The organism is Massilia sp. LMS1-1-1.1 (assembly GCF_040815535.1).
Taxonomy (GTDB): Bacteria; Pseudomonadota; Gammaproteobacteria; order Burkholderiales; family Burkholderiaceae_D; genus Janthinobacterium; species Janthinobacterium aestuarii.
This window is the reverse complement of record NZ_JBFPNG010000045.1, coordinates 593,513-614,269: the sequence shown is the minus strand read 5'-3', so window position 1 is coordinate 614,269 and position 20,757 is coordinate 593,513. Positions and strand designations below refer to the sequence as shown.

14 protein-coding genes and 1 pseudogene are annotated in these 20,757 nt (G+C 60.3%); 12 read left to right on the top strand and 3 right to left on the bottom strand.

Going from position 1 to position 20,757, the window contains the following annotated elements; translation table 11 throughout:
- Positions 1 to 215: hypothetical protein (locus MRBLMS1_RS24660; protein ID WP_485882639.1), on the top strand; the 215-nt coding region annotated here is incomplete at its 5' end.
- Positions 216 to 265: 50 nt separating this feature from the next.
- On the opposite strand, the gene uraH is transcribed toward MRBLMS1_RS24660, so the two are convergent.
- Entirely contained in the window at positions 266 to 619 is a 354-nt protein-coding gene (uraH, locus tag MRBLMS1_RS24655) for a hydroxyisourate hydrolase (protein WP_034754489.1), read from the bottom strand.
- A gap of 121 nt (positions 620 to 740) precedes the next feature.
- Here uraH and puuE point away from each other — a divergent pair, with 121 nt between their 5' ends.
- From puuE to MRBLMS1_RS24605, 10 genes are all read left to right on the top strand, one after another.
- On the top strand, positions 741 to 1,694 hold the full coding sequence (gene puuE, locus MRBLMS1_RS24650; RefSeq protein WP_485882636.1) for an allantoinase PuuE: 954 nt from the start codon (positions 741 to 743) through the stop codon (positions 1,692 to 1,694).
- 99 nt (positions 1,695 to 1,793) lie between these two features.
- A complete protein-coding gene (xdhA, locus tag MRBLMS1_RS24645) occupies positions 1,794 to 3,260 on the top strand; it encodes a xanthine dehydrogenase small subunit (protein ID WP_485882634.1) in 1,467 nt (488 codons plus the stop codon).
- A 10-nt stretch (positions 3,261 to 3,270) separates the two neighbouring features.
- Positions 3,271 to 5,616, top strand: coding sequence for a xanthine dehydrogenase molybdopterin binding subunit (xdhB, locus tag MRBLMS1_RS24640; protein ID WP_485882632.1), 2,346 nt, complete (start codon positions 3,271 to 3,273; stop codon positions 5,614 to 5,616).
- Positions 5,617 to 5,625: 9 nt separating this feature from the next.
- Positions 5,626 to 6,693 (top strand): xanthine dehydrogenase accessory protein XdhC, encoded by a 1,068-nt coding sequence (xdhC, locus tag MRBLMS1_RS24635; RefSeq protein WP_485882630.1) that lies wholly within the window; start codon positions 5,626 to 5,628, stop codon positions 6,691 to 6,693.
- A gap of 9 nt (positions 6,694 to 6,702) precedes the next feature.
- Positions 6,703 to 8,019, top strand: coding sequence for a guanine deaminase (guaD, locus tag MRBLMS1_RS24630; RefSeq protein ID WP_485882628.1), 1,317 nt, complete (start codon positions 6,703 to 6,705; stop codon positions 8,017 to 8,019).
- Between the two features lie 43 nt (positions 8,020 to 8,062).
- Entirely contained in the window at positions 8,063 to 9,559 is a 1,497-nt protein-coding gene (locus tag MRBLMS1_RS24625; protein ID WP_485882626.1) for an adenosine deaminase family protein, read from the top strand.
- A gap of 792 nt (positions 9,560 to 10,351) precedes the next feature.
- Entirely contained in the window at positions 10,352 to 13,762 is a 3,411-nt protein-coding gene (locus MRBLMS1_RS24620; RefSeq protein WP_436483513.1) for a TonB-dependent receptor, read from the top strand.
- Positions 13,763 to 13,874: 112 nt separating this feature from the next.
- Positions 13,875 to 15,572 (top strand): bifunctional metallophosphatase/5'-nucleotidase, encoded by a 1,698-nt coding sequence (locus MRBLMS1_RS24615; protein ID WP_485882624.1) that lies wholly within the window; start codon positions 13,875 to 13,877, stop codon positions 15,570 to 15,572.
- A gap of 19 nt (positions 15,573 to 15,591) precedes the next feature.
- The gene (locus tag MRBLMS1_RS24610; protein WP_485882622.1) at positions 15,592 to 16,821 is read left to right on the top strand and encodes a phospholipase D-like domain-containing protein; all 1,230 of its coding nucleotides are present in this window, start codon (positions 15,592 to 15,594) and stop codon (positions 16,819 to 16,821) included.
- An 8-nt stretch (positions 16,822 to 16,829) separates the two neighbouring features.
- Positions 16,830 to 17,900 carry a S1/P1 nuclease gene (locus tag MRBLMS1_RS24605; RefSeq protein ID WP_485882620.1) on the top strand — a complete coding sequence of 357 codons (1,071 nt, stop codon included), beginning with the start codon at positions 16,830 to 16,832 and terminating at the stop codon, positions 17,898 to 17,900.
- A 36-nt stretch (positions 17,901 to 17,936) separates the two neighbouring features.
- Here the strand turns inward: MRBLMS1_RS24605 and MRBLMS1_RS24600 are convergent, their stop codons facing one another.
- Positions 17,937 to 18,701 (bottom strand): DeoR/GlpR family DNA-binding transcription regulator, encoded by a 765-nt coding sequence (locus tag MRBLMS1_RS24600; protein ID WP_485882618.1) that lies wholly within the window; start codon positions 18,699 to 18,701, stop codon positions 17,937 to 17,939.
- Positions 18,702 to 18,776: 75 nt separating this feature from the next.
- Between MRBLMS1_RS24600 and MRBLMS1_RS24595 the strand changes: the two are divergent.
- Positions 18,777 to 19,361 (top strand): annotated as a pseudogene (locus MRBLMS1_RS24595) (NUDIX domain-containing protein); the annotation flags it as partial.
- A gap of 420 nt (positions 19,362 to 19,781) precedes the next feature.
- Here MRBLMS1_RS24595 and MRBLMS1_RS24590 read toward each other — a convergent pair.
- Positions 19,782 to 20,753, bottom strand: coding sequence for an ABC transporter permease (locus MRBLMS1_RS24590; RefSeq protein ID WP_034754516.1), 972 nt, complete (start codon positions 20,751 to 20,753; stop codon positions 19,782 to 19,784).
- Between the last annotated feature and the right edge of the window lie 4 nt (positions 20,754 to 20,757).

The window sequence follows — 20,757 nt, the reverse complement described above, 5'->3', positions numbered from 1 at the left end:
CGAACAGGACCGTGAAACAACTTTGCGCCGATGATAGTGCTGCAACCAGTGTGAAAGTAGGTTATCGTCAGGCTTGTTATTCGAAAAAACCCCTTCCGGTGATCCGGTTGGGGTTTTTTTACGTCTGTTGGTTTGATACGCCGCGGGTGGTGTCGGATTACGGCCTGCGGCCTAATCCGACCTACGTCCATAGAACGCCGGGTAGGTCGGATTAGCGCGTAGCGCGTAATCCGACACCACCGACAACATTGCCGGCCTCGCGGGATCAGCTACCGCGGTAAGTGGAGTACGACCACGGCGACACCACCAGCGGCACATGGTAGTTTTCATCTGTATGCGCGATGCCGAAGGACAGGGTGACCAGGTCGATAAAGCGGGGCGATGGCAGTTCCACGCCCTGGGCTGCGAAATAGTCGCCTGCGTTGAACACCAGTTCATATTGCCCCGCTTTCATGCTGTCGCCTTCCAGCAATGGGGTGCTGCAGCGGCCGTCGCTGTTCGTCATATCCATCTTCAATAACACTTTGCCTTCCGGCGCGACTGAAAACAGGGCGACCTTGACGCCGGCCCCAGGCCTGCCGTGGGCGATATCGAGTACATGCGTGCTGAGTTTTCCCATTTGCTATCCTGTATATAGGGTGAGTGAATGTGCTTATCGTGCAAATCATATACCGGTGACTGCGCCGGGCTATATGATTGGGCATATAGCCAACATTGTCCTCCTATAGGCGTGCCTCCGCATGAACAATTACGAACATTATCCACGCGACTTGATCGGCTATGGCCCCACGCCACCGCATCCGCAATGGCCGGGCAAGGCCCGCATCGCCCTGCAATTCGTCCTTAATTACGAGGAAGGGGCGGAAAACAGCGTGCTGCATGGCGATGCCGCTTCGGAAACGTTTTTATCGGAGATGATCGGTGCGGCCGCCTTTCCCGCGCGCCACCTGAGCATGGAGTCGATTTATGAATATGGTTCGCGCGCCGGGCTGTGGCGCTTGCTGCGCATGTTCGAGGAGCGGCGCCTGCCGCTGACGGTGTTTGGCGTATCGATGGCCTTGAAACGCAATCCGGAAGCGGTGGCAGCCTTCCAGCAACTGGGGCATGAAATCGCCTGCCATGGCTTGCGCTGGATTTCCTATCAAAACATGGATGAAGCAACGGAGCGCGAACACATGCGCGAGGCCGTGCAGATTATCCGCGAATTGACGGGGGCCGCTCCGCAAGGCTGGTACACGGGGCGTGATTCTCCGAATACGCGCAAACTGGTGGTCGAACATGGCGGTTTCCGCTATGACGCCGACTATTATGGCGACGACCTGCCATTCTGGGAAAAGGTGGCGTACACGGATGCCGCCGGCATGCCGGCCGTGCAGCCGCAACTGATCGTGCCCTATACCCTGGACACGAACGACATGCGCTTTGCCGCCATGCAGGGCTTTAATTCGGGCACGCAATTTTTTGACTATCTGAAAGATGCCTTCGATGTGCTGTACGCGGAAGGCGACCTGAACGGCTTGAATCAACCGAAGATGCTGTCCGTGGGCTTGCATTGCCGCCTGGTTGGGCGGCCTGGACGGGCCGCGGCGCTGGCGCGTTTTCTCGACTATGTGCAGGGCCATGAGCAGGTGTGGATCACGCGCCGCATCGATATTGCCGAACACTGGCATGCGACGCATCCGTTCCAGGAGTGAGTTCTATTGAGATGGGATGATAAGTAAAATCAGTCTTTGCGTATAGTTGTCCCATATGCCGGTGTTAATCTCCTATACTGGGACTATACCGAGGCCAGCATGTCAGAACCGATCCGCTTTTACTACCGTGGTGCCGTACAGGAAGTACGCGACGCCGCCCCTACGCAGACTGTGTTGCAGCACCTGCGCGAGGATTTGCATTGCACGGGCACCAAGGAAGGCTGCGCCGAAGGCGATTGCGGCGCCTGCACGGTGGTCATCGGCAGCCTGGTGGACGGCCAGGTCCAGATGAAAGCCGTCAATGCCTGCATTCAGCTCACGCCCACCCTCGATGGCAAGGCCCTGTTTTCCGTGGAAGACTTGCAGCAGTCCGACGGTGGCCTGCACCCGGTGCAGCAGGCGATGGTCGAATGCCACGGTTCCCAATGCGGTTTTTGCACGCCCGGATTTGTCATGTCCTTGTGGGGCATGTATCTGGAGAAAAACGGCGAGACGCCCACGCGCTGTGAAATCGACGACACCCTGTCGGGCAATCTATGCCGCTGCACGGGCTACCGGCCCATCATCGATGCAGCCAGACGCATGGGTGAATTGCCACATGTGGCATTCGACCGCGATGCGTTGCGCGTGCAATTGCAGGCGCTGCAGCGCGGCAGCCTGACTACGTATGAACACGGCGGCCAGCACTTCCACGCGCCGCGCACCCTTGAGGAACTGGTGGCGCTGCGCGCGGCAAAGCCGCAAGCCTGCCTGCTGGCCGGCTCCACCGATATTGGCCTGTGGGTGACCAAGCAATTGCGCGACCTGGGCGACATCATTTATCTCGGCAACGTCGCGGCGCTGAAAACCATCGCCGAGGATGACGGCAAGCTGCACATCGGCGCTGGCGCCAGCCTCAACGATGCCTATGCGGTGCTGTGCGAACATTATCCCGATGAGCTGTCCGAACTGTGGCAGCGGTTTGCTTCCTTGCCGATCCGCAACGCCGGTACCTTGGGCGGCAATGTGGCCAATGGTTCGCCGATCGGTGACTCGATGCCGTGGCTGATTGCGTTGGGCAGCGAAATCGTGTTGCATGGACCTGCCGGCCAGCGCAGCATGCCGCTGGAAGATTTTTATCTTGGCTATCAAAAGAAGGATTTGCAGCCAGGCGAATTCGTCGAAGCCGTGCGCGTACCCTTGCCATGTGCCGACGTGCATTTCCGCACGTATAAACTGGCGAAACGCTTCGACCAGGATATCTCGGCCGTGTGCGCTGCGTTTGCCTTTGAGCTCGATGGCGAGCGCATTGTTGACGCGCGTATTGCCTTTGGCGGCATGGCGGCCACGCCGCAGCGCGCCGCGCAAACGGAGGCATTCTTGCGTGGACAGGCTTGGACGGAAGAGAACTTGCTCATCGCCATGCGCCTGCTGGCCGACGATTACGCGCCGCTGTCGGACATGCGCGCGTCGAACACTTACCGCATGACGACGGCGCAAAACCTGTTGCGCCGCTTCTGGCTGGAAACACGCCCCGGTGCGTCTTTGCTGCGCACTGCCGTCAACGCCTACGCTTGCCGCGCCTGAAAGGACCAGCATGAACCATCCTGCCACGCCCGAATTGCAAGCCGCCGCCTGGGCCGCCGTGGGCAAGCCCAGCCCACATGAATCGGCGCAATTGCATGTGCTGGGGCAAGCCACGTACACGGACGATATCGCCGAGCTGCAAGGCACCTTGCACGCGGCGCTGGGTCTGTCGCAAAAGCCCCACGCGCGCATCACGGCCATGGATTTGTCGGCAGTGCGCGCCGCTGGCGGTGTTGTCGCCGTCTACACGGCACACGACATTCCCGGCACCAATGACTGCGGTCCCATCATCCATGACGATCCCATCCTGGCTGCGGAGCTGGTGCAATACGTGGGCCAGCCCATCTTCATCGTGGTGGCCGATACGCATGACCATGCGCGCCGCGCGGCCCGCCTGGCGCAAGTGTCGTATGAGGAATTGCCCGCGATCATGACGCCGCAAGCGGCCAAGGCCGCGCAATCGTATGTGCTGCCACCGATGCAGCTGACGCGCGGCAACTACCAGGCCGCGTTCGAGGGCGCGCCGCACGTGGTCAAGGGCCAGCTGTATGTGGGCGGCCAGGAACAGTTTTATCTGGAAGGACAGATTTCCTACGCCATCCCGAAGGAAGCGCAAGGCATGCTGGTGCTGTGTTCGACCCAGCATCCGAGCGAGATGCAGCACGTGGTGGCGCATGCGCTGGGCGTGCATTCGCACAACATCACCGTCGAATGCCGGCGCATGGGCGGCGGTTTTGGTGGCAAGGAATCGCAGTCGGCCCTGTGGGCGGCGGCCGCATCGATTGCTGCGGCGAAATTGAAGCGTCCCGTCAAATTGCGCGCCGACCGCGACGACGACATGCTGGTGACGGGCAAGCGCCACTGTTTTTATTATGAATACGAAGTGGGTTACGACGATGAGGGCCGTATCCTTGCCGCCAAGGTCGACATGACCACGCGCGCCGGATATTCGGCCGACTTGTCCGGCCCCGTCGCCACGCGCGCCGTATGCCACTTCGACAACACCTATTACCTGTCCGACGTGGACATCCGCGCCGCTTGCGGCAAGACGAATACGCAATCGAACACGGCTTTCCGGGGCTTTGGCGGACCGCAGGGCGCCATTGCCATCGAGTACGTCATCGATGAAATCGCCCGCCATCTGCAACGCGATGCGCTCGATATCCGCCTGCTCAATTTTTATGGCCGCAACGATGTAGAAGGACGCAACGTCACGCCGTACGGGCAGAAAATCGTCGACAATGTCATTCATGAACTCGTCGCGGAACTGGAAGCGAGCAGCGATTACCGCGCGCGCCGCCTGGCTATTGATGCGTTCAACGAGGCCAGTCCGATCCTGAAGAAGGGGCTGGCATTCACGCCCCTGAAATTCGGTATCGCCTTCAACGTCACGCATCTGAACCAGGCCGGTGCGCTCGTGCACGTATATGTCGATGGCTCCGTGCTGGTCAACCATGGTGGCACGGAAATGGGGCAGGGCATCAATACCAAGGTCATGCAAGTAGTGGCGCACGAACTGGGCCTCGATCTGGACAAGGTACGGGCCACGGCCACGGATACCAGCAAGGTGGCGAACACGTCGGCCACTGCGGCCTCCACCGGTGCCGACCTGAACGGCAAGGCGGCGCAGGATGCGGCGCGCCAGATCCGTGAACGCCTGGCCGATTACGCGGTCAAACTGTACGGTGGCGAGACGGACGCTGTTCGTTTCTTCGATAACCATATTCACGTGAATGGTCACGTCGTTGCGTTTGCCGAGCTGGTGCAGAAGGCTTACCTGGCCCGCGTGCAACTGTGGTCGGACGGTTTTTATGCCACGCCCGGTCTGTCATGGGATGCGAAGACGATGACGGGTCATCCGTTTTCGTATTACGCGTATGGCGCGGCCGTGGCCGAAGTGGTGGTCGATACCCTGACCGGCGAATGGAAGCTGCTGCGCGCGGACGCCTTGTACGATGCGGGGCAGTCGCTCAACCCCGCGATTGATCTGGGTCAGGTGGAGGGCGCGTTTATCCAAGGTATGGGCTGGCTGACGACGGAGCAGCTGTGGTGGAATGCGGCGGGCAAGCTGATGACGCACGCGCCGTCGACGTACAAGATCCCCGGCATTTCCGATTGCCCCGAAGATTTTCGCGTTCAGCTATTCCTGAACCGCAACGTGGAAGACAGCATTCACCGTTCCAAAGCCGTGGGTGAGCCACCATTGTTGCTGCCGTTTTCCGTGTTCTTTGCCATCCGCGACGCCATTTCCAGCGTCGGCCATCACGCCGTGCAACCACCGCTGAATGCGCCCGCCACCAGCGAGGAAATCCTCAAGGCGGTGATGGCCGTGCAAGCGGCGCATGCCGGCGCATAGGGGCAGACGATGAGCGACTGGCTGACAGCAATCGAGAATGACGCGCAGGCATCCGTGCTGGTGACGGTTGCCCTGGTGGAAGGTTCCGGTCCGCGCGAGACGGGCGCGAAGATGCGCGTGACGCTCGATGGACAAATTGGCACCATAGGCGGCGGCCATCTGGAATTGCGCGCCGTGGAAATCGCCAAGACCATGCTGGCCACGGGGGACACCCATGCGCGGCTCGAGCGTTTCGCGCTGGGCCCCAGTCTCGGGCAATGCTGCGGTGGCGTCGTCCACCTGGCTTTCGAGTATGTCGATGCCAGCCTGAACGCGTTGCTGGTCGCCTTGCGCGAGCGCCGCCAGCAAGACAGCTGGCGTTTGACGGCGCTCGACGGTGAACCTGCCTCGGCCCTGTTTGACGCCGCCGGTCGCTTGATTGCAGGCACTGGCGCACAGGCGCCCGATACGTTCGCGCGCGAACGCGGTACCCATGTTGCGCAGGGCAGCGAAGGGCGGCGCTGGCTGGTCGATCCCTGTCTGGCGCCGCGCGCCCACCTGACCTTGTTTGGCGCCGGCCACGTGGGCGCCGCCATCGTGCGCGCGCTGGCCCACTTGCCCTGCAATATTACCTGGGTCGATGAGCGCGAAGACATGTTTCCTGCGGCCTTGCCAGACAATGTCCGCATCGCCGCCACCGATACGCCCGAGGAATTTGTCGCCATGGCGCCGCCGGGCGGCAGTTTTCTCGTCATGACGCATAGCCATGCGCTCGATCAACGCTTGACGCAAGCCATCATGGAGCGCGAGGATGCGGGCTGGTTCGGGCTGATCGGTTCGCACACGAAACGCAAGCAATTCGAGCACCGCCTGCGGGCGCGCGGCGTGCCGGACGAGCGCATCGCCGCCATGGTGTGTCCGATCGGCATGCCTGGCATCCGCAACAAGGCGCCGGCCGTGATCGCCGCTTCCGTTGCCTGTCAATTACTGATGGTGTGGGAAGCGGCGGCCGCGGCCGCCCTGGTCGCACCGCTGCGGCTGGCCTCTGCCAGCGCGCCACCGCGCCGCCGAACACGCGCCGCCATTCACCCGTTATAGAAAGAAGTCATGCCGATTGTTCCTGCCACATTGCAAGCTTATCGTGCCAGCTTGCTGCACTTCCACGCCGATCCCGCCTTTAGCGAGGAAGCGCACGCCTGGCATGCGGACGGCTTGCTGCTCGTGGCCGATGGCAAGGTCGTGGCAGCCGGCGATCACGCGCAGTTGCAGCCGACTTTGCCGCCGGGCACGCAGATCGTCGATTACCGCGGCAAGCTGATCGTGCCCGGTTTCATCGACACCCATCTGCACTTCCCTCAGACGGAAATGATCGCTTCGCCCGCACCGGGTTTGCTGCCGTGGCTGGAAACGTACACCTTCCCCACGGAGCGCGCGTTTGAAGATCCCGAGCATGCGCGCGACGTGGCCGAGTTTTTCCTCGACGAACTGCTGCGCTGCGGCACCACGACGGCCATGGTGTATGGCAGCGTGCATCCACAATCGGTCGATGCTTTCTTTGGTGCCAGCGAGGCGCGCGGCTTGCGCATGGTGGCGGGCAAGGTCATGATGGATCGCAACTGTCCCGAGTTCCTGCGCGATACGGCCGAGTCGGGCGCGCGCGAAAGCGAAGAGTTGATCCGGCGCTGGCACAAGCACGGCCGTTCGCTGTACGCGCTCACGCCCCGTTTCGTGCCGACGTCGACCAATGAACAGATGCATCTGGCGGGCGAGCTGGCTCGCGCCTACCCGGATACGTATTTGCAGACGCACGTGTCGGAAAACGAAGATGAATGCCGCTGGGTGCGCGCACTGCACCCGCAGGCGCGCAGCTACCTCGACGTGTATGACCAGTACGGCATGCTGCGCCCGCGCGCCATGTTCGGCCATTGCATCTGGCTCGACGAGCGCGACCGCGCGCGCATGGCGGAAACGTCCTCGGCCGCCGCCATTTGTCCTACGTCCAACCTGTTCCTCGGCAGCGGCCTGTTCGATTTCGAGCGGGCCGATGCGGCGAAAGTGCTGCTGTCGCTGGCCACCGATGTGGGCGGCGGCACCTCGTTCTCGATGTTGCAAACAATGAACGAAGCCTATAAAGTAGCACGCTTGAAAGGCAGCTATCTGCCCGCCTTGCGCATGTTTTACCTGGCGACCCTGGGCGCGGCGCGCGCCATGCAACTGGAAGGCACCCTGGGCAATTTCACGGCTGGCACGGAAGCGGACTTCATCGTGCTCGACAAGCAATCGACGCCGCTGCTCGAGCGCCGCACGGCTGGCTGTCAAAGCCTGGAGGAATTGCTGTTTGCCTTTGCGCTGCTGGGCGACGACCGCGCCGTGGCCGCCACCTATTCAGGCGGGCAATGCGTGCATGTGCGGGGGCAAGGCTGACCTACCCGTTGTTCAACACGAATTATCCTGAGCGAGAACGCGAATGCACAAGAAACTCACTGGCCTGGCGCTTGGCGCCGCGCTGGCATTGACCGGAACGGCGCAGGCCGCCAAGGCCACCCCGTCTTCCAACGAGGCGGCCACCGCGCGCCATTTTGCCGCTCTGGTTGCCGGTGCGCAGCCGAAGACAGCCGAGTTGAGCCTGTTCTTTTCCATGATGCCCAAGGGCGGTGATTTGCATCACCATTACTCGGGCGCCATCTACGCCGAGCAATTCCTCGACTGGGTCGACAAGGAAAACTATTGCGTCAACAAGACGACCTACCGCATCGAAAGCAACAAGGATGTCGTGGCGGCCGAGCGCGCCAAGCCGGCCGCGCAGCGTGGCTGCCTGTCGTCCACGGAAGTATTTGCCGACGCGGGCTTGTATGCGGAATTGCTGCAGCGCTGGTCGACCAAGGATTTCTATAACCACGGCGCCATCCAGACGCCGCCGGACCGCACCTTTTTTGACACCTTCGGCTACTTCGGCCCCGTCGCGTCGAGCAACACGGCCGACGGCCTGAAAACCCTGAAGCAGCGCGCCATCGCGGAAAACCTCAGCTACATCGAGACGATTTTCGAGCTGTCGCCATTCGTGCAAAACGCGCAGTTCGACCAGCAGGTGCTGGCGCCGGGCTTGCCGCCGGCAGCGTTGCAAGCCGTGCTGGCCAACTGGACGCAGAATCTGGAGCAGGATACTGGCTTCCAGAAAAGCATTACCGCCTACAACGACAACGTCAACGCCAGCAGCGCCGGCATCGATGACGCGAATTTCACCATGCGTTACCAGGCGTATGTGCTGCGTTTCCTGTCGCCATCGCAAGTGTTCTCGTCCATGGTGGCCGCGTTCAAGGCAGCGAGCTTGAATCCGCTGCTGGTGGGCGTGAACATCGTGGGCCAGGAAAGCGTGAACGTATCCATGCGCGATTACAGCCTGCACATGGAAATGTTCAAGTTCCTCAAGGCCAAATATCCGAACGTCAAAATCGCCCTGCACGCAGGCGAACTGGCGCTGGGCATGGTGCCGCCGGAAGGCATGTCCTTCCATATCGCCGAAGCCGTCGATGTGGCGGGTGCCGACCGTATCGGCCACGGCATGGATATCGCGTACGAAAACAATGCGCTGGCGACTATGCAAAAGATGCGCGAGCGGGGTATCCCCGTGGAAGTAAACCTGACCAGCAACGATTACATCCTTGGTATCAAGGGCCAGGCCCATCCGATTACGCTGTACCGAAAATATGGCGTGCCCTTCGTCATTTCCACCGATGACGCGGGCGTTTCGCGCAATACCTTGTCGAATGAATACGTGCTGTTTGCCAGCCAGTACAAGACCGATTATGCGGAAATCAAAAAGCTGTCGTACAACAGCCTGCGCTATTCCTTCCTGGCGGAAGCGGACAAGCAGCGTTTGCTGAAAGCGCTCGATGCCCGTTTCACCCGTTTTGAAGCGCAAATTGCCGCGGCCGACAAGGCAGGCAAGGGCGGAAAACCGTAAGTTGCGCGACGTTCATAACTGATACTCTTAAATGGCCGGATCTTCCGGCCATTTTTTATTCCTCATCTTAAATGTCATGCTGTTATTTTGTTAATTTTGTGGCGGCCATGCGACACAATTAACGGCAGATACACGACTTTCTCCGATTTCGTGGATGAATCAATTTCAAGTACATATTGCTCATTTATAATCACGCGCCATAAGCCCGGACGCTGTCAGCACGATATCAATCCAGCTAGTTACCCCATGCTATTTATATTTTAAATATATAAATATGTAAAAAAAATCGTATTTGTCATCCATTTTTTGATGATGCATAGTGAGATGAAGATGATATTAAAAAGTCACAATTCATCTGGGCGATATCGTATGAAGATGGGTATTTGCAGTAAATAAAGGTGAGATGCAGAGTGAAACAAATAGTCGCGCAGCTAAATGACGACATTCTTCTGTATTTTACCGCCGTGTCACAGTCTTGAAATATTTAACAATTACACTCGCGGCTTGCCATGTTAGCCGGGTAAGCATGTGGGATGAATGACACAGGTGCTAGCGCCCTGGGTCATACGGATCGGCCGCAGTTTTCTTCCGCCGTAATTGTCTGGATAGGAATAGTTGTGATGTGTGGAGCGGCGTTTTGTGATGGTCTTGTCAGGACCGCAGCCAGTCCCGCCGGCGTAACAGTTGCAGCATCGTAAAGAGGAGATCTTGTATTTGTGTTGCTGTGCGGTGCAGCCGGACGGTGGGCAATCCAGGATTTTCAAAAAATAATAGTCTTTTCTGGGGTTAAAGATGATCAATCACAAGCGACTTCGGCTAACGCAAATCGCGTTAAGCCTGTCTATTGCACTGGCAGCGGCACCATCGTTCGCACAGAACACTACGTCTTCCATTGGCGGCCGTATCTCGGCCACTGACGGCAAGCCGGCAGCTGGCGCGCAAGTCAATATCGTTCACGTTGAGTCCGGTTCGGCCAGCAACGTGACCACCGATGCAGAAGGCCGTTATGTCGCACGCGGTCTGCGTGCCGGCGGTCCTTACACCATCACCATTACCAAGAATGGCGTGGTTGAAAAACGCGAAGGCGTGTATATCGCCCTGGCCGAAACGGCCAACGTCGACGCCACGCTGGGCGCCGACATGCAAGTGGTGAAAGTCAGCACCAATGCTGTTCGCAATCAGGTTTTCAACCGCAATAACATGGGTGCCGGCACCAATATCGGCCCGACCGAACTGGCTACCCAGGCATCGATCTCGCGCAGCTTGCAAGATTACGCCCGCGCCGACCCACGCCTGTCGCAAACCGACAAAGAGCGCGGTGAAATCTCCGTTGCCGGTCAAAACTCGCGCTACAACTCGATGACGATTGACGGCGTGGCCGTGAACGACACGTTCGGCCTGGAAGCGTCTGGTACCGCGACCGGCAAGCAGCCAATTTCGATCGAAGCGATCCAGTCGGTGCAGGTTAACGTCGCCAACTATGACGTCACCCAAAAAGGCTACACGGGCGCGAACGTCAACGCGGTGACCAAATCGGGCACCAACAAGGTCAAGGGCAGTGTCTACTACGCTTTCCGTAACGACACCATGTCCGGCGACCGTTACAACAGCACCGACGACACTTACTACGCACCGCCAAAATCGAAAGACACCACCAAGGGCATTACCCTGGGCGGCCCGCTGATCGAAGACAAGCTGTTCCTGTTTGCCAACTACGAAAAAACCACCAGCTCGCGCGGCGCACCAGCATTCGGTCCTGTCGGCAGCGCACAGACCAACGTTGCCATTACCCAAGGCGCCATCGATAGCGCGATTGCTATTGCCAAGGATAAATATGGTATCGATGCCGGTACTTCGGCAGTTCCTGCAGGTTCCGAATTCACGGCGACGGAAAAGTTACTCAAGCTGGACTGGAATCTGACCGACACCCAGCGCATGATGCTGCGCTACACCAAGACCGAACAGTCCGAGCCGATTTACACCGGTTTTTCCGGCACTGGCCTGTCGCTGAGCTCGTACTGGTATGACCAGAACAAGAGCCTGGAAACCCTGGTTGCTCAATGGACCGCCGAGTGGACCCCGACCTTCTCGACCGAAGTCAAAGTGTCGTCGCGCGACTACGACAGCGTACCGCGCAACAACGCTTATCTGCCGGCAATCGGCCTGCAGTTCAGCGGCGCACTGCCAGCTGGCGCACCTTCGAACCTGGCTACCGGCAACCGCTTCCTGAACTTTGGTACTGAACTGAGCCGTCAGCGTAACATTCTTGGCACCAAAACCAAGGATTTCTACGCAGCCGGTACCTGGTCGCTGGGCGACCATGAAGTCAAGTTCGGCTCCGACTACAGCAAGAACGACATCTATAATGCGTTCCTGCAAAACGTCAACGGTAACTACACCTTCGGCTGTATTAACAGCAGTGCCACGTTTGCCTATTCGTTCGGCGCCATCAACTGCGGTTCTGCCACGGCAGCGCAATTGCAGGCAGCCGTGCTGGAAAACTTCAGCCGTGGCCGTCCTAGCTCGTACACCTATCAGGTGCCACAAGCAGGCCGTACGCTGGACGATGCCGTGGCGACGTTCTCGCTGAAAAACATCGGCCTGTTCCTGCAAGATACCTGGGAAGTCAACAAGCAGCTGACGTTGACTGCCGGCCTGCGCATCGACGGCACCCGCATCGGCGAAAAGCCGATCTACAATGCGCGTGCAGCACAGGCAACTGTCGCTCGTACCACGCCTAACGGTCGTCAGACCGGCGGTTTCGGTATCGATAACTCGCATACCATCGACGGCGAAAACCTGTATCAGCCACGTTTTGGCTTCAACTACAAGCTGGAATCGGCGCGTCCGACGCAAATTCGCGGCGGCTTCGGTTTGTTCCAGGGCGCGGCGATGAGCGTCTGGCTGGGTAATCCTTACCAGAACACCGGTATGGCAACCCAGAACATTACCTGCGCCTCGTCGGCCGGCACTTGCCCGACCACCGATGGATTCTTCAATCCAGATCCAACCAAGCAGCCAACGAGCGTGCCAGCGGTTATCCCGGCAATGAAGGTCGATGCCCTGAGCCCGAACCTGGCGCAACCATCGGTATGGAAAGCCAACCTGGCCATTGAACATGAGCTGCCATGGATGGGCTTGATTGTCAGCGCGGAATACCTGCGTTTCCAGACCAAGAGCGCGATTTACTACGAAGAGCTGAACATGGGCGCGCCAACGGCAACCGGTAGCGATGGCCGTCCAATGTACTATGGTCCTAACGCCTACAATACGGCTTGCTGGAATGCAAATGGCGCCCTGATCGGCGGCGCCAATTGCAGCGCCTTGACCAAGGCTGGCAGCAACGCCTCCTTCGGCCAGGTGCTGATGGCTAAAAATACCGACAAGGGCGAGTCGAACGTGCTGACCCTGTCGGTGCGCAGCCCGACCCGTGATGGCCTGTCGTGGGGCTCGTCGTACACCTACACCGATGGCACTGAAGTATCGCCGCTGACGTCGTCGACCTCGAGCTCGAACTGGGGCGGCCGTGCCGTCTTCAATCCGAACGAGAATGTCGCGTCGAACTCGAACTATCTGGTCAAGGATCGCTTTACCGCCAACGTCAACTGGCAAAAACGTTTCTTCGGCGAATACAAGACCACCTTCGGTCTGTTCTATGAAGGCCGTAGCGGCAAACCATACAGCTGGACCGTCAACAATGACTTGAACGGTGACGGACTGGCCGGTAACGACCTGATGTACATCCCTAGCGCGCCAGGTTCGGGCGAAGTGGTGTTCGCCGGTGCGACGCCAGCAGCGCGCGCCACCAACGAGGCAGCGTTCTGGAAAGTGGTCAACGCCAATGGCGACCTGCGCAAAGCCAAAGGTGGCGTGATTGGCCGTAACGAGAGCTTTTCTCCATGGACCAACAGCTTCGATGTGCGCATGAGCCAGGAAGTACCGGGCTTCTTCAAGGGTAACAAAGGCATCATTACCTTCGATATCCTGAACGTCGGTAACCTGCTGAATCGCAAATGGGGCCGTATCAATGAAGTGGGCTTCCAGGGTGCCGGTGGCCAAGTGCGCAGCTTCGTTGACTATGCCGGTATGGAAAATGGCAAGTATGTGTACAACACTCGTCCTGTGGTGGAAGGCCTGGAAACGCGTCAAGTCAAAGGCGAATCGCAATGGGCACTGCAAGCAACGGTCAAGTACGAATTCTAATCTCGTCCTTGCCCCGTAGCTTGGCAAATTAAAAAACGGCTGGTGGCGACACCAGCCGTTTTTTTATACACAAGATGGTTTACTCTTTCCCTTTTTCAATAAATATCATTCCATGGCTCACTTCCTACGCACTCCGGTCGCTGCTGCGGCCCTGATCCTCATCCTGTCTGGCTGCAGCAACCTGGCGCCTGCGCCGAGCGGCCCGATTGAAGTGAACTTGGTCGCTTTGAACGATTTTCACGGCAACCTCGACCGCAGCAAATTTACCTACACGAGCGCCGCCGATGCAGAACGCAAGACGGTGCAGGCCGGCGGCATCGATACCTTGTCCGGCGCCCTGACGGCGTGGCGGCGAGAAGATGCGCAGCTGATTTTTGTCGGCAATGGCGACTTGGTCGGCGCCAGCCCCGCCATGTCGGCGCTGTGGGCCGATGAACCGAGCATCGTCGCCATGAACATGCTGGGCATGAAGGCCAGTTCCGTTGGCAACCATGAATTTGACCAGGGCAAGGCGGAATTGCTGCGCCAGCAGCGCGGCGGCTGCGAGTCGTCGCGCGCCGACAAGGCGTGCAAGTTCACGCCCGACTTCAAGGGCGCCAGCTACACCTATATGGCGGCCAATGTGATCGACACGCAAACGGGCAAGTCCCTGCTGCCCGCCTACCGGATCGAAGAGGCGCATGGCGTCAAGGTGGGCCTGATCGCCGCCGTGCTGAAAGATACGCCGTCCGTCGTGACGGCCGCCGGCATTGCCGGCCTGCAGTTCGGCGACGAAGCGGATGCCATCAACGCCACCTTGCCGCAACTGCGTGCACAGGGTGTGGGCGTGTTCGTCGTGCTGCTGCACCAGGGCGGCGAGACGAAGGAAGCCGTCGACCAGCCCGATTGCAGCCATTTGAAGGGCGAAGTGGTCGACGTGGTGAAACGCCTCGACCCGGCGATCCAGCTGGTCATCAGCGGCCATTCGCACCAGGGCTATCTGTGCCGTGTCGACGGCCGCCTGGTCACGCAGGCACAGATGGGAGGACACATGTTGACGCGCATCAAACTCAAAGTCGATCCCGTCAAGAATGCGCTGATCGATGCGAGTGCGCAAAACGTCGTCATGTTGCCCGGTATGTATGAGCCGGACCCGGCCGTGGCAGCCTACCTGGAATCGGTCAAGCAGCGCAGCGCGGCCGAGTTGTCGCGCCCTGTGGCCGCCATCGCCGTGCCGAACGTGGGCCGCAGCACCAAGGGCAGCGGTGCTTCCCCGCTGGGCGACCTGGTGGCCGACAGCACCCTGTTCGGCGCGCGCGCTGCCGGAGCGCAAATCGGCCTGATGAACAACGGTGGCATCCGCAAGGACCTGGAAGCGGGCGCCGACCTGATGACGAACGTGGGTCAGAATCAGGCTGTGGTTCCGTTCGGCAATACCCTGATCGTCGTCAGCCTGTCCGGCGCGCAAATCCGCACTTTGCTCGAGCAGCAATGGCCGGGTGCCGAAGCGGAAGAGGGCAACCTGCTGCAAGTGTCCGAAGGTTTTGGCTACCGTTGGGACAGCACGCAGCCGCAAGGCCAGCGCGTGCTGCCGGGCAGCATCATGCTCAATGGCCTTCCTCTTGAAGACAGTCAACAATACCGTGTCGCCGCCAACAGTTTCCTCGCTGGCGGCGGCGACCGCTTCACCGTGCTGGCAGCAGGCACGCGCCGGCTCGATACGGGCGTGCGCGACATCGACGCCTTCAGCAATTACCTGACCGTGCGCGCGCGCGCCGGCAAGCCCGCTGGCAGTGCCACGGCGGCCGGCCGCATCGTGCGCGTCAAATAATCTTTACCAGGAAAAAACCATGCGTCGCTTATTTGTTTCTGCCGTTCTGTCCAGCCTGTTCGCGGGCAGTGCCCACGCGGACTTCACCATTCCCGGCTTTGAGCTCGTGCACACGTCGCCCGTGGAAACGAGCTTGACGAACCCCGACCTGCGCGAGCCCGTCGCCGTGTGGACCGAATTGTTCGATTCGGCAAAAAAAGAGATCGTCATCGCCCAGTTCTACGCCGTCAGCAAACCGGGCACGGCCTTTGAAAAGGTGCTGGCCAGCCTGACGGCCGCCGGTCAGCGTGGCGTAAAAATCCGCTTCCTGCTGGACCAGAAGGGCGTGGGCCTGTCGGAAGCGGCCACCATCGCGCAGATCAAGGCGATTCCCAACCTGGACTTGCGCCTGATCGATTTCAACAAGGTGACGGGCAACGGCATCGTGCACGCGAAATACCTGGCCGTCGATGGCCAGGTGGCGTACATCGGCAGCCAGAATTTCGACTGGCGCTCGTTCGAACACATCCATGAAACGGGCTTGAAAATCACGGAAGCCGCCATGGTTGGCCAGGTGCAGGCGATTTTCGAACAGGATTGGCAAGCCCAGGCATTGACGTCGCAAGGCAGCCGCGCCACGGTGCTCAACAGCAAGGTAGTGCCCGCCAACTACGCGCAAAACGCTTTCCTGCTGGCCAGCCCGAATGCCTACAACCCGGCCGGCGTGGGCGACTCGGAAACGGGCTTGCCCGCCTTGCTGGCGCAAGCGCAAAACGAAGTGCGCATCCAGTTGCTCGACTACGCGCCCCTATCCTACGGCCCGAACCGCACGCGGCCGTACTACGCCGTGATCGACAACGCCGTGCGCGCGGCAGCGCAGCGCGGCGTGAAGATCAAGCTGATGGTGTCAAGCTGGAATACGGAAGCACCGGCCATCGCCTACCTGAAAAGTCTGGCCCTGGTGCCGAACGTGGACATCCGCATCGTGACGATTCCTGCGGCCTCGACCGGTTTCATCCCGTTCGCACGCGTGATCCACAGCAAGACCATGACCATCGACGGCAAGCTAGCCTGGGTCGGCACGAGCAACTGGGCGGGCGGCTATTTCGACTTGTCGCGCAACCTGGAAGTGGTGCTGCGCAACGACGCCATGGCGCAGCGTATTGCCGCGTTGCATGAGCAGACGTGGAGCTCGGCGTATGCGCAGCCGATCGATATCAACAAGCAGTATCCGAAGCCGGCCAAGGCCGCGCCGCAAGGCAAGGAGTAATGGTGAACATGCAAAAACTGCTGAGTGTGCTGGCGCTGGGCGCCGCTTTTGCTTCCGGCAATGTTCTGGCCTGGGGCAACGACGGCCACCGCGCCGTGGGTGCCATCGCCGATCAATTGCTCAAGGGTAGCGCTGCCCAGGCGCAAGTGGCCAAATTGCTGTTGCCTGGCGAAAGCCTGGAAAAGATCGCCAACTGGCCCGATTGCGTGAAGGGCACGTATTGTGGTCCGCAATCGCCGGAAATGCTGACCTATGTGGCGGCCAATCCCAAGCATGGCGAATACCATTACACGAACGTGCCGTTCCAGAACGCGCACTATCACGACCATGGCGTGGGCACGGCCGACGACGATATCGTGCAAACCTTGAAGCAGGCGATCCTGGTGTTGCAAGGCAAGGCTGATGCGGCCAGCAATCCGCACGGCTTCAGCCAGCGCGAAGCATTGATCCTGATCACGCACCTGGTCGGCGATATCCACCAGCCTTTGCATGTGGGTAATGCTTTTGTTGGCAAAGATGGCCAGTTTTTCGCGCCCGCCACGCAGGCGCAGATCGATGACGTCACCATTTTCAATGCGCGCGGCGGCAACGACTTGCTGCTCGACGATGCGAAGATGACGGCGCTGTCCGATGCCGTGATTCCCGCGCCGTTGCCGGCCGACGATGGCGCGGCCATGCCGGCAAGCAGCTATCCGAAGTCGCCCACCAAACCGCTGCATTCGTATTGGGATACCACCGTGGTCGATTACGCCATGCGCCGCCTGAGCACGCGCACGCCGCAGCAGTTTGCGCGCACCGTGATTGCCAGCGCGCCACAAGTGAGCAGCAACACCGGCGATCCCGCCACCTGGCCGTATCAATGGGCCGACGCCTCGCTGGCGGCGTCAAAGATTGCTTTCACGGATGTGGTGGCCGGTCCGGCCACGCAGCAGACGAGCCGCAAGGGTGAGGTCTACAACGTTTGGAGCTTGACGGTGCCGGACAATTATCCCGTGCCCAGCTCGGCACTGGCCAAGCGGCAACTGACCGAGGCGGGTTATCACCTGGCGGCCGTGCTGCAGGCGATCTGGTCGCAGTAAAGACGTCATTCGAAAGCGGCCTGCGGGCCGCTTTTTTTACGCCAGGATTACGTTGATGCCCATCTCGCGGTAGGGCGCGACCAGGGCGTCATCCACGTTGCGGTGCACGATGATATCGTTGACCTGGCTCAAGGGAGCGATTTGAAACGGCGAAGCCGTATTGAACTTTTCCGGCGAGGCCAGCACGACGGTGTGGGCAGACGCGTCGCTCAAGGCACGCTTCACGCACGCTTCTTCATAATCCCCCGTGGTGATGCCCGCTTGCGGATGCAGGCTGGACACGCCCATGAAATACAGGTCGGCGCGGATGCGGCCGATGGCTTCAACGGTAGCTGCGCCGACGCCGACGATCGAGTGCTTGTACAGGCGTCCGCCCAGCATCAGCACTTCGATGCCAGGATGATTCACCAGTTCGACGGCAACCGAGGGACTGTGCGTGACGATGGTGGCGCGCAAGTCGCGCGGCAGCTGGCGCGCCAGTTGCACGGCGGTCGTGCCGCCATCGAGAAATACCACTTGTCCCGTTTGTATCATGGCGCCCGCCGCGCGGCCGATGGCGGGCTTGGCTTCCGGTGAAATCTGTTCGCGGGCCGCAAACGGCGCCAGCGCGGGCGAACTTGGCAGCAAGGGCAGGGCGCCGCCGTGCACGCGCTCCAATAACCCTTCTTTCGCCAGTTCGCGCAGGTCGCGCCGTATTGTGTCTTCCGACAAGCCCAGGCTGTCGCTGACGGCCTTGGCGACGATCTGTCCTTCGCGCTGGAGCAAGTCCAGCAGGTATTGCTTGCGTTGATGTGTGAGCATGATTTTTCTTGTATTTTCTTGATATTGCACGAGTTTGCATGATAAAGTCGATCCGTGCAAGCACAAGGAGACACTATGCGCGAAGAAAACAGCAAGCAGGAACGGGTCCGCATCCAAGGCGTGCAAACCCTGTCGCACGACTGGTATCTGTTGCAAAAGACCACGTTCGACTATCTGCGCCGCGATGGCCAGTGGCAGACGCAGACGCGGGAAACCTATGACCGCGGCGATGGCGCCACCATCCTGCTCTACAACAAGATCAAGCGCACGGTGATCCTGATCCGCCAGTTCCGTTTTCCCACCTACCGCGAAGGCCACGATGGTTTCCTGATCGAATCAGCGGCCGGCTTGCTGGAAGAGGCCAGCGCGGAGCAGCGCATCCGCGCCGAGGTGGAAGAGGAAACTGGTTACCGGGTGGGGCAGGTGGACAAGGTCTTTGAAGCCTTCATGAGTCCCGGTTCGGTGACGGAGCGTTTGCATTTCTTTGTCGCCGAATACGACCCGGCCAGCCGCATCGGCGACGGGGGCGGCCTGGCGCACGAAGGCGAAGATATTGAAGTTCTGGAGTTGCCGCTGGCGCAGGCGCTGCGGATGGTGGCGGACGGGCACATCTGCGACGGCAAGACCATCATGCTGCTGCAGCATGCGCAGCTGCAACTGATGCCGGTCAAGCAAGGCATGCAGATCCTCGTTGCAGGCCCGTATCGCTCCGGCACGGGCGACGATCCCGCCCGGATGGCGGCGAATGTGGCGGCCATGGAAGCCGCCTGTCTGCCGCTGTACGCCAAGGGCCACATGCCCGTGCTCGGTGAATGGCTGGCCTTGCCCATGCTGGCGCTGGCTGGTTCCACCCGGGTAGGCGACGCCGTGTACGAGGAACTATTTCACGCGCATGCGACGCGCTTGCTCAGCCATTGCGATGCCGTGCTGCGCCTCGGCGGGGCGTCCCAGGGCGCCGACCAGATGGTGGCGGTGGCGCGCAGCCTTGGACTGGCCGTGTTTTTCTCGCTGGACGAGATTACCCAGGCATAAAAAAAGCGAAGCCCGCGGGCTTCGCTTTTGGTTGACGCAGGCTGAAACTTAGCGCGATTTGACGAACGGGATACCAATTGCTTTTGGTGCGATGGATTTCGCCATCAAGCCCGCCAGCACGATCACGGTGACGACGTACGGCACCATCTGGATCAAGGAGCCCGGGATGCGGCCAACGACCGGCAAGTCCACGCCTTCGATCTGGATCTGGATGGCTGCGAAGAAGCCGAACATCAGGCAGCCGAGGAAGGTGTAGACGGGACGCCAGTTGCCGAACACCATGGCCGTGAGGGCCAGATAGCCGGCGCCGGCCGACATGTCGCGCAGGAAGAAGCCGCTTTGCACGATGGCAAGATACGCACCCGAGAATGAGCACAGGATGCCGGCCACCAGCATGGCCAGGTAGCGCGTCGCTTCCACGCTCACGCCGGCCGAGTCGGCCGCATGCGGGTTTTCGCCGCAGGCGCGCAAGCGCAGGCCGAAGCGTGTGTGGTACAGCAGCCAGTGCACGAGCGGGATCAGCAGGAAGGCCACGTAGACGAGGATGGAGTGGCCGCCGATCAAGTGGGCATACACCCAGCCGATGAACGGGATGTGCTCCACGTATTGCGTGCCCGGCAAGACGACGTCGAACAGACGTGCCGAACCGAGGTCGGGCGTGCGGCCGCCTTGCTGGAAGAAGAATTGCGCCAGCACGAACGTCAGTCCGCTCATGGCGATGTTGATCGCCATGCCGGCCACCAGCTGGTTACCCTTTTGCGTGATGCTGACGTAGGCCTGCAGCAGGGCCAGGGCGACGCAGACGAGCATGCCGGCAGCCATGCCGTAGTACGGGTTTTGCGTCGTGTAGGCCACGGCGGCGGAAGCGAAGGCGCTGGCCAGGATCTTGCCTTCCAGGCCGATGTCGATCATGCCGCTGCGTTCGGCGAACAGGCCTGCCATGGCGGCAAAAATCAGGACGGGCGCATTGCGCACGGTCGATACCAGGATGCTGGCGAATTGAAAGTCGTCGAGTGTCATGGTG

Coding starts and splice junctions, on each gene's coding strand:
- MRBLMS1_RS24610 (WP_485882622.1), top strand. CDS start 15,592: ATGCGTCGCTTATTTGTTTCTGCCGTTCTGTCCAGCCTGTTCGCGGGC.
- xdhC (WP_485882630.1), top strand. CDS start 5,626: ATGAGCGACTGGCTGACAGCAATCGAGAATGACGCGCAGGCATCCGTG.
- MRBLMS1_RS24625 (WP_485882626.1), top strand. CDS start 8,063: ATGCACAAGAAACTCACTGGCCTGGCGCTTGGCGCCGCGCTGGCATTG.
- MRBLMS1_RS24620 (WP_436483513.1), top strand. CDS start 10,352: ATGATCAATCACAAGCGACTTCGGCTAACGCAAATCGCGTTAAGCCTG.
- uraH (WP_034754489.1), bottom strand. CDS start 619: ATGGGAAAACTCAGCACGCATGTACTCGATATCGCCCACGGCAGGCCT.
- MRBLMS1_RS24590 (WP_034754516.1), bottom strand. CDS start 20,753: ATGACACTCGACGACTTTCAATTCGCCAGCATCCTGGTATCGACCGTG.
- xdhA (WP_485882634.1), top strand. CDS start 1,794: ATGTCAGAACCGATCCGCTTTTACTACCGTGGTGCCGTACAGGAAGTA.
- puuE (WP_485882636.1), top strand. CDS start 741: ATGAACAATTACGAACATTATCCACGCGACTTGATCGGCTATGGCCCC.
- guaD (WP_485882628.1), top strand. CDS start 6,703: ATGCCGATTGTTCCTGCCACATTGCAAGCTTATCGTGCCAGCTTGCTG.
- MRBLMS1_RS24605 (WP_485882620.1), top strand. CDS start 16,830: ATGCAAAAACTGCTGAGTGTGCTGGCGCTGGGCGCCGCTTTTGCTTCC.
- MRBLMS1_RS24600 (WP_485882618.1), bottom strand. CDS start 18,701: ATGCTCACACATCAACGCAAGCAATACCTGCTGGACTTGCTCCAGCGC.
- MRBLMS1_RS24615 (WP_485882624.1), top strand. CDS start 13,875: ATGGCTCACTTCCTACGCACTCCGGTCGCTGCTGCGGCCCTGATCCTC.
- xdhB (WP_485882632.1), top strand. CDS start 3,271: ATGAACCATCCTGCCACGCCCGAATTGCAAGCCGCCGCCTGGGCCGCC.